The sequence below is a fragment of the Kitasatospora sp. NPDC086791 genome, assembly GCF_040685975.1.
GTDB lineage: Bacteria > Actinomycetota > Actinomycetes > Streptomycetales > Streptomycetaceae > Kitasatospora.
In genome coordinates this window covers 613,708-626,581 of sequence record NZ_JBFBOC010000002.1, presented here as the reverse complement: position 1 = coordinate 626,581, position 12,874 = coordinate 613,708, and the positions used below count along the sequence as shown (strand labels likewise).

Annotated in this window: 10 protein-coding genes, 1 pseudogene and 1 riboswitch; of the genes and pseudogenes, 6 read left to right on the top strand and 5 right to left on the bottom strand. The window is 74.6% G+C overall.

Annotated features, from left to right (window positions below; genetic code table 11):
- Nucleotides 1-78: 78 nt before the first annotated feature.
- The 5 genes and pseudogenes from cbiE to AB0Q99_RS06655 all read left to right on the top strand — a co-directional run bounded on the left by cbiE (nt 79) and on the right by AB0Q99_RS06655 (nt 3,736).
- Entirely contained in the window at nt 79-1,317 is a 1,239-nt protein-coding gene (gene cbiE, locus AB0Q99_RS06675; protein ID WP_363569116.1) for a precorrin-6y C5,15-methyltransferase (decarboxylating) subunit CbiE, read from the top strand.
- Nucleotides 1,314-2,075: a precorrin-4 C(11)-methyltransferase gene (gene cobM, locus AB0Q99_RS06670; protein WP_363569114.1), complete on the top strand. Its 762-nt coding sequence runs from the start codon at nt 1,314-1,316 to the stop codon at nt 2,073-2,075. Before cbiE ends, cobM begins: the two co-directional genes overlap by 4 nt.
- Complete coding sequence (locus AB0Q99_RS06665) at nt 2,072-2,818, top strand: cobalt-precorrin-6A reductase (protein WP_363569112.1); 747 nt, start codon at nt 2,072-2,074, stop codon at nt 2,816-2,818. The genes cobM and AB0Q99_RS06665 overlap by 4 nt, the downstream gene beginning before the upstream one ends.
- A gap of 85 nt (nt 2,819-2,903) precedes the next feature.
- Nucleotides 2,904-3,143: pseudogene (locus AB0Q99_RS06660) on the top strand (DUF664 domain-containing protein); the annotation flags it as partial.
- An 86-nt stretch (nt 3,144-3,229) separates the two neighbouring features.
- Nucleotides 3,230-3,736, top strand: coding sequence for a protein phosphatase (locus tag AB0Q99_RS06655; protein WP_363569110.1), 507 nt, complete (start codon nt 3,230-3,232; stop codon nt 3,734-3,736).
- Nucleotides 3,737-3,773: 37 nt separating this feature from the next.
- Here AB0Q99_RS06655 and AB0Q99_RS06650 read toward each other — a convergent pair whose 3' ends face one another.
- The gene (locus AB0Q99_RS06650) at nt 3,774-5,303 is read right to left on the bottom strand and encodes a UDP-N-acetylglucosamine 1-carboxyvinyltransferase (RefSeq protein ID WP_363569108.1); all 1,530 of its coding nucleotides are present in this window, start codon (nt 5,301-5,303) and stop codon (nt 3,774-3,776) included.
- Nucleotides 5,304-5,449: 146 nt separating this feature from the next.
- Nucleotides 5,450-6,658 (bottom strand): cobalt-precorrin-5B (C(1))-methyltransferase, encoded by a 1,209-nt coding sequence (locus AB0Q99_RS06645; protein ID WP_363569106.1) that lies wholly within the window; start codon nt 6,656-6,658, stop codon nt 5,450-5,452.
- A gap of 410 nt (nt 6,659-7,068) precedes the next feature.
- Between AB0Q99_RS06645 and AB0Q99_RS06640 the strand changes: the two genes are divergently transcribed.
- Nucleotides 7,069-8,808 (top strand): TIGR03767 family metallophosphoesterase, encoded by a 1,740-nt coding sequence (locus AB0Q99_RS06640; RefSeq protein ID WP_363569104.1) that lies wholly within the window; start codon nt 7,069-7,071, stop codon nt 8,806-8,808.
- 154 nt (nt 8,809-8,962) lie between these two features.
- Here AB0Q99_RS06640 and AB0Q99_RS06635 read toward each other — a convergent pair whose 3' ends face one another.
- From AB0Q99_RS06635 to AB0Q99_RS06625, 3 genes are read right to left on the bottom strand one after another with little or no spacing between them, the layout of a single operon-like run.
- A complete protein-coding gene (locus tag AB0Q99_RS06635) occupies nt 8,963-10,483 on the bottom strand; it encodes a precorrin-2 C(20)-methyltransferase (protein WP_363569102.1) in 1,521 nt (506 codons plus the stop codon).
- On the bottom strand, nt 10,480-11,106 hold the full coding sequence (locus tag AB0Q99_RS06630) for a precorrin-8X methylmutase (protein WP_363569100.1): 627 nt from the start codon (nt 11,104-11,106) through the stop codon (nt 10,480-10,482). The genes AB0Q99_RS06635 and AB0Q99_RS06630 overlap by 4 nt, the downstream gene beginning before the upstream one ends.
- Entirely contained in the window at nt 11,103-12,446 is a 1,344-nt protein-coding gene (locus AB0Q99_RS06625; protein WP_363569098.1) for a hypothetical protein, read from the bottom strand. The genes AB0Q99_RS06630 and AB0Q99_RS06625 overlap by 4 nt, the downstream gene beginning before the upstream one ends.
- A gap of 296 nt (nt 12,447-12,742) precedes the next feature.
- Nucleotides 12,743-12,828: riboswitch (cobalamin riboswitch) on the top strand.
- The last annotated feature ends 46 nt before the right edge of the window (nt 12,829-12,874 follow it).

The following is a 12,874-nucleotide window of genomic DNA, read 5'->3' as shown; positions in this document are numbered from 1 at the left end:
TAGGCTGCCCCGGCCGGCCGGATCACCGGCCCCCAGGATCGCTGGAACCCGCAGGACCGAACGACGAGGAGCCACCCGGTGCCCGAGCTGCCACCCCCGATCACCGTCGTCGGGATCGGGGCCGACGGCTGGCCCGGCCTCGCCGCCGTCTCCCGGGCCGCGCTGCGGGACGCCGACGTGGTCCTCGGCGGCCCCCGCCAGCTGGACCTGCTCCCCCGGGAGGACGTCACCGCCGAGCGCCTCCCCTGGCCGTCCCCGCTGCGCCCGGCCGTCCCCCGGCTGCTCGCCGCCCACGCCGACTGCCGGGTCGCCGTCCTGGCCAGCGGCGACCCGATGTTCTACGGCATCGGCCGCACCCTCGCCGAGACCGTCGGCGCCGAGCGGCTGCGCGTCCTGCCGCACCCCTCCTCCGTCTCCTACGCCTGCGCCCGGCTCGGCTGGCCGTTGGAGGCGACCGAGGTGGTCAGCCTGGTCGGCCGTCCGCTCGACACCCTCGCGCTCGCCCTCCACCCCGGCCGCCGCCTGCTGGTGCTCAGCGCCGACGCCGCCACCCCGGCCGCCGTCGCCGCCCTGCTCACCGAGCGCGGCTACGGCACCGCCCGGCTGCGCGTGCTCGAACGGCTCGGCCACGCACGCGAACGGCAGCTCCACGGCCCGGCCGACGGCTGGCCGCACCCGCCCGGCGACCCGCTGAACCTGATCGCCGTCGAACTCGGCGACGGCCCCCGCGCCTCCCTCGTCCCCGGCCTGCCCGACGCCGCGTACGAGAGCGACGGCCAGCTCACCAAGCGGCACGTCCGCGCCGCCACCCTCGCCACGCTCGCCCCCTCCCCCGGCGAACTGCTCTGGGACGTCGGCGGCGGCTCGGGCTCGATCGCCGTCGAGTGGCTGCGCGCCCACCGCGACTGCCGGGCCGTCAGCGTCGAGCGCGACCCGGTGCGCGCCGAGCGGATCGCCCGCAACGCCGCCGCGCTCGGCGTGCCCAGGCTGCGTGTGGTGACCGGCCCCGCCCCCGCCGCGCTCACCGAACTCCCCACCCCCGACGCCGTGTTCATCGGTGGCGGCCTCACCGCGCCCGGCCTGCTGGACGCCTGCTGGGCCGCGCTGCGCCCGGGCGGCCGAATCGTCGCCAACACCGTGACCCTGGAGTCCGAGGCACTGCTCACCGAGTGGTACCGGCGGCACGGCGGCGAGCTCGTGAAGCTGGCCGTCGCCCACGCCGTCCCGGTGGGCGGCTTCACCGGGTGGCGCCAGGCCATGCCGGTCACCCAGTGGTCCGCCGTCAAGACCGACACCCCCCAGGAGGACGCCTCGTGACCGTCTACTTCATCGGAGCCGGCCCGGGTGCCGCCGACCTGATCACCCTGCGCGGCCAGCGCCTCCTGGCCCGCGCCGAGGTCTGCCTGTTCGCCGGCAGCCTGGTCCCCCGCGAGCTGCTGGACGAGTGCCCGCCCGGCGCCCGGCTCATCGACACCGCCCGGATGACCCTGGACGGCATCGTCGAGGAGATGACGCGCGCCCACCAGGAGGGCCGGGACGTCGCCCGGCTGCACTCCGGCGACCCGTCCGTGTTCTCCGCCGTCGCCGAGCAGATGCGCCGCCTGGACGCGGCCGGCATCCCGTACGAGGTCGTCCCCGGCGTGCCCGCCTTCGCCGCCGCCGCGGCCGCGCTGAAGCGGGAGTTGACCGTGCCGACCGTCGGCCAGACCGTCATCCTCACCCGGATCGCCAAGCGCGCCACCCCGATGCCCGAGGGCGAGGACCTCGCCACCCTCGGCCGCAGCGGCGCCCTGCTGGTGCTGCACCTGGCCGCCGGGTACGTGGACGACGTGGTCGAGCAGTTGCTCCCGCACTACGGCGCCGACTGCCCGGCCGCCGTCGTGGCGATGGCCAGCCGCCCGGACGAGCTGGTGCTGCGGGGCACGGTCGGCGACATCGCCGAGCAGGTGAAGGCGGCGGGCGTGGTCCGCACCGCCGTCATCATCGTCGGCCGGACGCTGGCCGCCGAGCACTTCCGCGACAGCCACCTCTACTCGGCGGACCGCGAGCGCCCGCACGAGCCCTGCGGGTCGTGATGCGCCACCTGCTGATCCTCGGCGGGACGACCGAGGGGCGGGCGCTGGCCGCCGCCCTCGACGGCCGCCCCGGCCTGCGGGTCACCAGTTCGCTGGCCGGCCGGGTCGCCCGACCCCGGCTGCCCGCCGGAGAGGTGCGGATCGGCGGCTTCGGGGGCCCGGAGGGGCTGGCCGACTGGCTGCGCGCCGAGCGGGTGGACGCCGTCGTCGACGCCACCCACCCGTTCGCCGCCGGCATCTCACGCAACGCCGCCCTGGCGTCCGCCGCCACCGGCGTGCCGCTGCTGGTGCTGCGCCGCCCCGGCTTCACGCGCGTCGACGGGGACCGCTGGATCCCCGTCCCCTCGCTGGCCGCGGCGGCGGCCGCACTGCTGCCGCGACGCGGGGAGCGGGTCTTCCTCACCACCGGCCGGCAGGGCATCGCCGCCTTCGCCCACCTCGACGGGGTCCACTTCCTCGCCCGCTCGGTCGACCCGCCCGAGCCGCCGCTGCCGCCGTCTTTCGACGTCCTGCTGGCCCGCGGCCCGTTCACGGTGGAGGGCGAGCTGGCGCTGCTGCGCGAGCACGCCGTCGACGTCCTGGTCACCAAGGACAGCGGCGGCGCCGCGACCGCCCCCAAGCTGGCCGCCGCCCGCGAACTCGGCCTGCCCGTCATCGTCGTGGAGCGTCCGCCGGTGCCGGAGGGCGTGCCGGTCGTGCCGGACGTCGAGAGCGCGGTGCGGCGGCTGGAGCAGTCGCGCTGAGTCCGGTCCGTGGAATGCCGGGCGGGCCCGCCGACCGCCCGGCAGGACGACCCCATGACCGACGGCCAGGCACCCCGACGGCTCCTTCGCCGAGTTCGACGCCGAGGACGCCGACCCGGACGAGGCCGTCGCGATCCGGCGCCGCGAGTGCGACCACGCCCGGGAACTCGTCGCCGCCGCCGCGTCGTTGGACGTCCTGGGCCGGCACGGCGAGGAGGTGTTCTCGCTGCGCTGGATCCTCACCCACATGATCGCGGAGTACGCCCGCCACAACGGCCACGCCGACCTGCTGGGCGAACACCTCGACGGTACTACCGACGAGTAGCGCCCGAGCCGGGGCGGAGCCGGCCAGGACGAACCGGGCCAGGACGAACCGGGGCCGGGCGGGCCGACACGGGAGGAAGCAGGATCGTGCGGACCCGGCGGAAGGAACGCGGCACACCCGGGCCGTCGGCCCCCTGGAACGAGATCGCCCCCGGGCTCTGGATGGGCGGTCACTACGTCACCCCGCCCGGCGGCGAGCTCGAACCCGTCATCGTCCGGCGCGAGTTCGACCTGGTGGTCAGCCTCCTCACGCTCCCCGGGCACGGTCCGGCGCCCGGGGTGGAGCACGTCGTCCGGGAGGTGCCCGACGCCCCGCTCTCCCCCGGGCAGCTCGCGGCCGTGCAGGAGGCGGCGCGGCTCACGGCGGAGGCCGTCCGCCGGGGCCGCCGGACGCTGGTGCGCTGCCACTCGGGCTACAACCGCTCGGGCCTGGTGGTGGCACAGGCCCTGGTCGACCTCGGCCGTGACACCGGCGAGGCGGTCCGGCTGGTCCGGGAACGGCGGTCGCCCTGGGCACTGAACAACCCGGTGTTCATGGACTACCTGAACACCGGGTTGGACGTGGCCATCCTGCTGACCGGGCTCAACGGGTGAGGCCGGACCGCAGGGTGACGGTCGGTCAGACGAACGCTCAGATGTCGCGGAAGGTCTCGATCCGGGCGCCGATGGAGTTGAGGCGCTCGGCGAGGTCCTCGTAACCGCGGTTGATCACGTAGACGTTGCGCAGGACCGAGGTGCCCTGGGCGGCGAGCATCGCGAGCAGGATGACGACGGCCGGGCGCAGGGCCGGCGGGCACACCATCTCGGCGGCGCGCCAGCGGGTGGGGCCCTGGACCAGGACGCGGTGCGGGTCGAGGAGCTTGACGTCCGCGCCGAGGCGGGTCAGCTCGGTGAGGTAGATCGCGCGGTTGTCGTAGACCCAGTCGTGGATCATCGTGGTGCCGTGCGCGGCCGCGGCGATGGCGGCGAAGAACGGCACGTTGTCGATGTTGATGCCGGGGAACGGCATCGGGTGGATGGTGTCGACCGGCGCGGTCAGCTTGGAGGGGCGCACGGTGAGATCGACCAGCCGGGTGTGACCGTTGTGGGCCCGGTACTCGGGGGTGCGGTCGTAGTCGAGGCCCATGCCTTCGAGCACCGCGAGCTCGATCTCGAGGAACTCGATCGGCACCCGGCGGATCGTCAGCTCGGAGGAGGTGACGACAGCGGCGGCGAGCAGGCTCATCGCCTCCACCGGGTCCTCGGCCGGGGTGTAGTCGACGTCGCGGGTGATCTCCGGGACACCGTGCACGGTGAGCGTGGTGGTGCCGATGCCCTCGATCCGGACGCCCAGCTCCTCCAGGAAGAAACAGAGGTCCTGGACCATGTAGTTGGGCGAGGCGTTGCGGATGACGCTCACGCCGTCGTGCCGCGCGGCGGCCAGCAGGGCGTTCTCGGTGACGGTGTCCCCGCGCTCGGTCAGCACGATCGGGCGGTCCAGCGGGGCACCCGGCTCGACCGAGGCGTGGTAGGTGCCACCGGTGGTGGCGACCTCCAGGCCGAAGCGGCGCAGCGCCGTCAGGTGCGGCTGGACGGTGCGGGTGCCGAGGTCGCAGCCGCCCGCGTACGGGATGGCGAAGCGCTGGGCGCGGTGCATCAGCGGGCCGAGGAACATCAGCACGCTGCGGGTGCGGCGGGCCGCCTCGACGTCCATCGCGTCGAGGTCCAGCTCGGCGGGCGGGGTGAGTTCGAGGTCGCGGCCCTCGTTGATCCAGCGGCTCTTGACGCCGATGCTGGTGAGGACTTCGAGGATGCGGTACACCTCCTCGATCCGGGCGACGCTGCGGATCGTGGTGCGACCGGTGGTCAGCAGCGAGGCGCAGAGGATCGCCACGCAGGCGTTCTTGCTGCTGCGGACGTCGATCGCGCCGGAGAGGCGGGTGCCGCCGGCGACGCGCAGGTGCATCGGGCCGGAGTAGCCGAGGGAGACGATCTCGCTGTCGAGGGCTTCGCCGATGCGGGCGATCATCTCAAGGCTGACGTTCTGCTTGCCCTGTTCGATCCGGTTGACCGCGCTCTGGCTGGTGCCGAGTGCCTCGCCGAGCTGCGCCTGGGACCAGCCGCGGTGCTGGCGTGCGGTACGGATGAGAGTGCCGATACGGGTGAGGTAGTCGCCTGTCACTCGGCAGACCATATCTCATGGTTGAGATGGCGATGGAAGCAGAGGACGGTGCGGCGCTCCTTTTGCCCGCTTCCCACCCTGTATTGCTGTCAGATCTTCACATCACCAGATGGTGTTGTCACACTCCCGTGACAGTCGTGACAATGTCACGGCCCCAGCGGCCCCAGCGGCTCCGCCCGGCCGACGACGGTGCCCGCGCGGTCGATGCAGATGACGTCCACCGCGACCGGTGAGCCCACCAGGACGCCGAGCGCCGTCGCCCGGGCCGCCTCGGCGACCAGGTCCCCGAGCGGCACCCCGGCCGCGCGGCAGAGCTGCACCGCCTCCAGGCCGGTGTTGGCCGCCGCCACCGCCCCGGCCAGCGCCTCGTCCGCCCCGCCCCGCCGGGCCAGTTCGGCCAGGTACCCCTTGTCCACCTGGGAACGCGCCGAGTGCAGGTCGAGATGGCCGGCCGCGAGTTTGGACAGCTTGGCGAAGCCGCCCGCGATGGTCAGCCGGGGCACCGGGTGGCGCTTCAGGTACTTGAGCACGGCACCGGCGAAGTCGCCCATGTCCAGCAGCGCGTCCTCGGGCAGCCCGTGCACCGCGACCGCGACCTTCTCCGAGGTCGAACCGGTGCAGCCGGCGACGTGCGTACGGCCCGCCGCCCGGGCCACGTCCACACCCCGGCGGATGGAGTCGATCCAGGCCGAGCAGGAATAGGGGACGACGATCCCGGTGGTGCCGAGGATCGACAGGCCGCCGAGGATGCCCAGCCGAGGGTTCCAGGTCGAGCGGGCGATCTCCTCGCCGTGGTCGACGGAGACCTCGACCACCACGTCCCCGCTGCCGCCGTGCGCGGCGGCCACCTCGGCGACCGCGTCCCGGATCATCTGCCGGGGCACCGGGTTGATCGCGGGCTCGCCGACGGGCAGCGGCAGGCCGGCCTTGGTGATCGTCCCCACCCCGGGCCCGGCGCGGAACACCACCCCGGCACCGGGCTCTCCGGCCCGCACGGTCGATCGGATCAGCGCGCCGTGGGTGACGTCCGGGTCGTCACCGGCGTCCTTGACCACCCCGGCCATGGCGGACGGCCGCCCGCCCGTCTCCAGCTGCCCGTCCGCCGCCGGCTGCCCGTCCGTCTCCAGTCGCTCCGCGGCGAGGGCGAAGGCGGGCTGCTGCCCCTTGGGCAGGGTGATGACCACGGGGTCGGGGAACTCGCCGGTGAGCAGCGCGGTGTACGCGGCCTTGGTGGCCGCGGTGGCGCAGGCGCCCGTCGTCCAGCCGTGCCGCAGGCCGCTGCTCTTCAGCTGGCCGGCCCGGCCGTCCGCCCCGGCCTGCGCCTGGGCTCCGCCCTCGGCTCCCGCTGCGGCCACCTGCGCCTCGCTTCCGACGGCACCCGCGGCGCCGTCCTGCTCTCCCGGGCGGCCGCACCGGCCGCCGCCGCCGATTTTCCCCCATTCGCGCCGCCGGGGCCCGACCGGGGTGGCCCGCGGGGACCTGGGGCGCCGGTCGGCGGGAGCCGCGCGGGAGCGACGCCGGAGCCGGTCGGGAGCTGCGCGGGAGCCGGGCGGGAGCCAGTGTGGGACCGGCGCGGGACCGGCGCGGGACCGGCGCGGGAGCCACCGTCCGGCGTTCCCGAAGAGTTCTCCGCACGGGCCTCGCCCCCGCGCCTACCAGTGAGTAATCTGTCGATCCGCCAGAAGCGGGTTCATGACACGTGGGTCCGGCGAACGGGTCGTCCGCCCGGCCGGGTCACCAGGATGTGGGGGTTTTTGTGGCAGGGATGAATCGGCGGACGTTCCTCACGGGCACGTCGGTGGCCGCCGCGTGGTCGGCCTTGTCGCTGGGCGGCGCGCAGTTCGCCTCGGCCGCCACGCGGGACCGGGCGCTGGCGGCCACGGCCGCGAGAGCGGTCAAGGTCGCCGGGACGACGCTGGAGCAGGTGGCCACGCCGGTCGGCGCCGGCGGCTACAAGCGACTGACGGCCGGTCCGGGCTGGCCGCTGCTGGTGCGCGGCGAGCTGGCGGCGCCGGGCACCGGCCGGGACGACCGCCGCACCGGGCTGGCCAGCTTCGTCCAGTTCAGTGACCTGCACCTGGTGGACACCGAGTCCCCGGTGCGCTTCGAGTACCTGGCCCGGTACAACGGCAGCGCGTACCGGCCGCAGGAGGCCCTGAACGCCCGCGGCGTGTCGGCCCTCGTCGAGCGGGTCAACTCGCTCGGCGGAGGCCCCTACACCGGGATGCCGTTCAGCATGGTGATGGCCACCGGCGACAACACCGACAACCACGAGCTCGCCGAACTCGACTGGTACCTCAAGGTCATGGGCGGCGGCCGGCTGGCGCAGAACACCGGCGACCCGAACCGCTACGAGGGTGTCCAGAACTCCGGCAACGCGGCCTACTGGAACCCCGAACTCTCCTACGGCGACGGCTACAAGGCCAAGGGCTTCCCGCTGGTGCCCGGCTTCCTGTCCGCCGCCGGCCGGCCCTTCGACGCGCCGGGCCTGCGCACGCCCTGGTACACGACGGTCGGCAACCACGACGACAGCATCGAGGGCACGCTGCCGGACCTCGGGCTGCTCAACGACCTCTACACCGGCCAGTACAAGCTGGAGGGCTGCGACGACGCGACCGCCGCCCAGCTGACGGACTCGCTGCGCCGGGACCCGGCGGGCGCCGTGCTGCTGCTCGCCAAGCTGATCGCCAACGGCGAGGCGGTGCGCCGGATCACCCCGGACGAGCGCCGGAAGCCGTTCACACTCAAGGAGTTCGCCAAGGCCCACCTGAACCCGGCGGCCACCGGTGCGGGCCCGTACGGCCACGGCTTCACCTCGGACATGGTGAACAGCGGCAAGCTCTACTACACCTTCCGCATCTCGGAGAAGGTGGTCGGGATCAGCCTGGACACCACCAACCAGGCCGGGTTCGCCGACGGCTCGCTGGGCAGCGCGCAACTGCGCTGGCTGGAGCAGCAGTTGAAGGCGCACAGCGGGCACTGGTACGACACCGACGGGCACCGGGTGACGGGCGGCAGCACGGACGACGTGATCCTGGTCTTCAGCCACCACACCAGCACCTCGATGGGCAACCTGCTGCCGGACCCGCGCAACGTCTTCGAGAAGCGGCACGACGGCAACGAGCTGGTGGCACTGCTGCAGCGCTACCCGAACGTGGTCGCCTGGGTGAACGGCCACACCCACATGAACAAGATCACGCCGCACGGCCACGCGGTGCCGGAGCGGGCGTTCTGGGAGATCAACACCGCCTCGCACATCGACTACCCGCAGCACGGCCGGATCATCGAGGTCGTGGACAACGGGGACGGCACGCTCTCCCTGTTCACCACGCTGATCGAGTCCTCCGCACCGTACGCGACGGACTTCGGCAGCACCTCGGACGCCAACCTCGCGGCGCTCTACCGCGAGCTGTCGTACAACGACCCGAACGGGCGGCAGACGGCACTGCTGGGCACGGGTGCGGACCACAACACGGAGCTGCTGATCGCCAAGCCGACCCGGTGACGAAGCCGGTGACGGCCGGCGACACCGACACCGACACCGACACCGGCACCGGCACCGACACCGGCGAGCGGACGACGGGAAACGGCTGACGGAAAACGGATGACAGCTGACAGATGATGAAATCTGTCAGCTGTCATCCGTCAGCTGTTCGCCGTCACGCCTCCGGGTACCGCCGGGGCGTCCAGACGACCTCCACGCCACCGCCCCGCTCGACCGCCCGGGTCTGCGAGGAACCGACCAGCAGGATCGTCCGCATGTCGACCAGCGCCGGGTCCAGCTCGCCGAGCCGGACGATCCGCACCCGCTCGGTCGGCCCGCCGACGTCGCGCGCCATGACCACCGGCGTCTCCGGCGCCCGGTGCTCCAGCAGCAGGTCCCGGGCGAGGCCCACCTGGGTGGTCCGGGACTTCGAGCCCGGGTTGTACAGCGCGAGCACCAGGTCCGCCTCGGCGGCGGCGCGCAGCCGCTTGGCCACCGCCTCCCAGGGCTTGAGCCGGTCCGAGAGCGACACCACCGCGTAGTCGTGCCCGAGCGGGGCGCCGGCCCGGGAGGCGGCCGCGTGGGCGGCGGTCATCCCCGGCAGGACCCGCACCGGGACGTCCCGGTAGGCCTCCTCGCAGGCGACCTCCAGCACGGCCGTGGCCATCGCGAACACGCCCGGGTCGCCCGAGGAGACCACCGCGACCCGGTGCCCGCGCCGCGCGAGGTCCAGCGCGTACTCGGCGCGCTCCGACTCCACCTTGTTGTCCGAGCCGTGCCGCCGCTGCCCGGGGCGCTCCGGCACCCGGGCCAGGTAGGTGGTGTAGCCGACCAGGTCGGTGGCCTCGGCCAGCGCGCCGCGCGCCTCGGGGGTGAGCCAGAGCGGCCCGGCCGGCCCGGTGCCGACCACGGTCACGCTGCCCGTCCCGTCCGCGATCCGCACCTCGGGCTCCAGCGGCGCGACCTTGCTCGGCAGCACCGCGACCGAGAAGTACGGCACCGTCTCGCCGTCGACCTCCGCGAGCGGCGCGATGCGCTCACCCGCCATGAAGGCCCGCTCGACGTACTGGGCGTCGGCCAGGCGACCCGCCCGCTCCAGGGCGCGGCGGACGGTCGGGAAGGTGCGCCCGAGCTTCATGATCACGGCGGAGTCGGCCGAGGCGATCCGCGCCGTCAGCTCCTCCTCGGGCAGCGTGCCGGGGATGACGGTGAGCGTCTCCTCGGCCTCGGTGAGCGGCTGTCCGAGCCGGGCGGCCGCCGCGCTGACCGAGGTCACGCCGGGCACCACCTCGGTCGGGTACCGGTGCGCGAGCCGCTTGTGCATGTGCTGGTACGAGCCGTAGAAGAGCGGGTCCCCCTCGGCGAGGACGACGACGTCGCGCCCGGCGTCCAGGTGGGCGGCCAGCCGGGCGGCGGCCTCCTCGTAGAACTCGTCCAGCGCGCCCCGGTAGCCGCCGGGGTGGTCGGTGGTCTCGACGGTGAGCGGGTAGACCAGCTTCTCCTCGATCTGACCACCCGTCAGGTACCGCTCGGCGATCGAGCGCGCGATGGACCGGCCGTGCCGGGCGCTGTGGTACGCCACCACGTCGGCCTTGCCGATGAGTTCGGCGGCACGGACGGTCACCAGCGACGGGTCGCCCGGGCCGAGCCCGACGCCGTACAGCCGCCCGGTCGAAGACTCCTGATGCTCCGTCACTCTGCCTCGCTCGCAATCGCGTTGATGGCGGCGGCGGCCATCGCACTGCCGCCTCGGCGGCCGCGCACCACCAGGTGCTCCAGGCCGGAGGGGTGCTCGGCCAGGGCCTGCTTGGACTCGGCGGCGCCGATGAAGCCGACCGGGACGCCGATCACCGCGGCCGGGCGCGGCGCGCCCGCCTCGATCATCTCCAGCAGCCGGAACAGCGAGGTCGGCGCGTTGCCGACGGCGACCACCGCGCCCTCCAGCCGGGGCAGCCACAGCTCCATGGCCGCGGCGCTGCGGGTGTTGCCCATCGCGCGGGCGAGCTCGGGCACCGACGGGTCGGTGAGGGTGCAGATCACCTCGTTGTCGGCGGGCAGCCGCTTGCGGGTCACGCCGCTCGCGACCATGTTGACGTCGCAGAGGATCGGCGCACCGGCGTGCAGCGCGGCGCGCGCGGAGGCGACCACGCCGGGCGAGTACACCAGGTCCTCGACCAGGTCGACCATCCCGCAGGCGTGGATCATCCGCACCGCGACCTGGGAGACGTCTGCCGGGAGGGCGGCCAGATCGGCCTCCGCGCGGATGGTGGCAAAGGACTGGCGGTAGATGGACGCGCCGTCCTTCTCGTACTCGATCACTTCGTGGTCCTCCTGGCCTCGGCGACCGCCTCGGCCATCTGCTCGTTCGTCACCTCGGCGGCCATGGGGGCGGCCGCCGGTCCGTTCACCGTCACCCGGTAGCCGTGCCCCGTGGCGAGCACGTCCACCCACCGCCCGGCCGGGTGGCCGCAGCGCCGTTCACAACCCGACCAGTGGACGGGCAGCGCGCCGGAGGCCCCGCCCGCACCGAGGGCCCCGCCCCCGCGCGCGGACCCGGCGTCGGCGTCCAGCGCCCCGGCCGCGTCCGAGCGGACGTCGGCGAGCGACTTGGCGCACCCCGGCAGCCCGGTGCAGGCGGTGGCCCGCTCCCAGACGGAGCCCGGCTCGGTGCGGAACCCGACGGCGGCCAGCCCGGGCAGCAGGTCGGCGGACGCGCCGGGCACGACCGCGCCGCGCCAGGGCGTCAGCCGCAGCTCACCGGCCGAGGCGGCCGCGACGGCGACCAGTGCCCGCCACTGCGCGGCGTTCGCCCGGCCGAAGCGCAGTCCGACCGAGAGCCCGCCGGGATGCGCGCCGACGGCGGGCGCCGCACCGGCGAAGGCGGGCAGCGGCACCGGGCCGGCCGGCAGCAGGTCGGGCACCTCGCGCAGGTGCCAGGCCCGGCGTCCGCCGGTGCGCAGCGCGTCCAGGAAGGAGCGGGCCGCGTCCAGCACGGCCGTCACCTCCCGCCCGGCCTCGACGGGGTGCCCGTGGGTCGAACGCCCGAGGCGCAGCAGGGCGGGCCCGTCCGGCGCCGCTCCCGAGCCTGCGACCCCCGAGCCTGCGACCCCCGAGCCTGCGGTTCCCGAGGCTGCGATCAATGTCACATCGGCGTCGAGCGCGGCGACGTCGCCCCGCCCGTCGTCCAGCGCGAACAGGAACTTGCCGGAGAGCCCGGCCGCCCAGTCGCTCGCGCACAGCCGCGCGTCCAGTTCCCGCACCCAGGCCCGGACCTCGGCGCCGGGCCGGGCGTCCAGCCCCGCGAGCGGCGAGGCGACGATGTTGCGGACCCGCTCGTGGGTGTCCGAGGGCAGCAGTCCGACGGCGCGCAGCCGCTCGGCGAGCTCCGCCCCGCACTGCGGCGCCAGGCCGCGCAGTTGGACGTTGCCGCGCGAGGTGGTCTCCAACTCCCCGTCGCCCAGGGCCTCGGCGGCTTCGATCAGGGCACGTGCCTGACGGTCCGTCAGCAGGCCTCCGGGTAGGCGGATCCGGGCCAGGGCGCCGTCGTCGGCCGGGTGCAGGCGGAGCGCTCCGGGGCAGGCGTCCGCGCGCCCCCGGTCGGGCACCTCCCGGTCGGGCACGGCGGCGCCCGGCGCGCTGGCGTCGGGTGTCGGTGGCATGGCGGCGAGCATACAGATGATCCGAACGGTTGCCTCCGTCCGCTGCATCACACTCCGGCGCACCCGACGCGCGCGCCGGGCGGCCGCCCCGACCGGCCCGAACGCGTCCGCCGGGCCGCTCCGGGCGGGGCACGGGACGCCCCCGGGCCGGTACGCCGACCGGCCAGGAGCCGCGCACCGACCGGTCCGGAGCCCCCGGCCGAAAGCTCACTCTCCCCCAGGTCAGCCGCACCCCGTACGATGCAGGGCGGACGGTCCCGTGCGGACCGTCCGCACACGCCAGCGACGGCGCAGGGGAGGAAACCGGTGCAAACCCGGTGCGGTCCCGCCACTGTGACCGCGGTTCACCGGGAAACCGGCCGGCCGCGGGAGCCAGGAACTCCTGCCGTCCTCCACCGGCCCGGGGCGCGGACCCCGAGGAAGGCAGA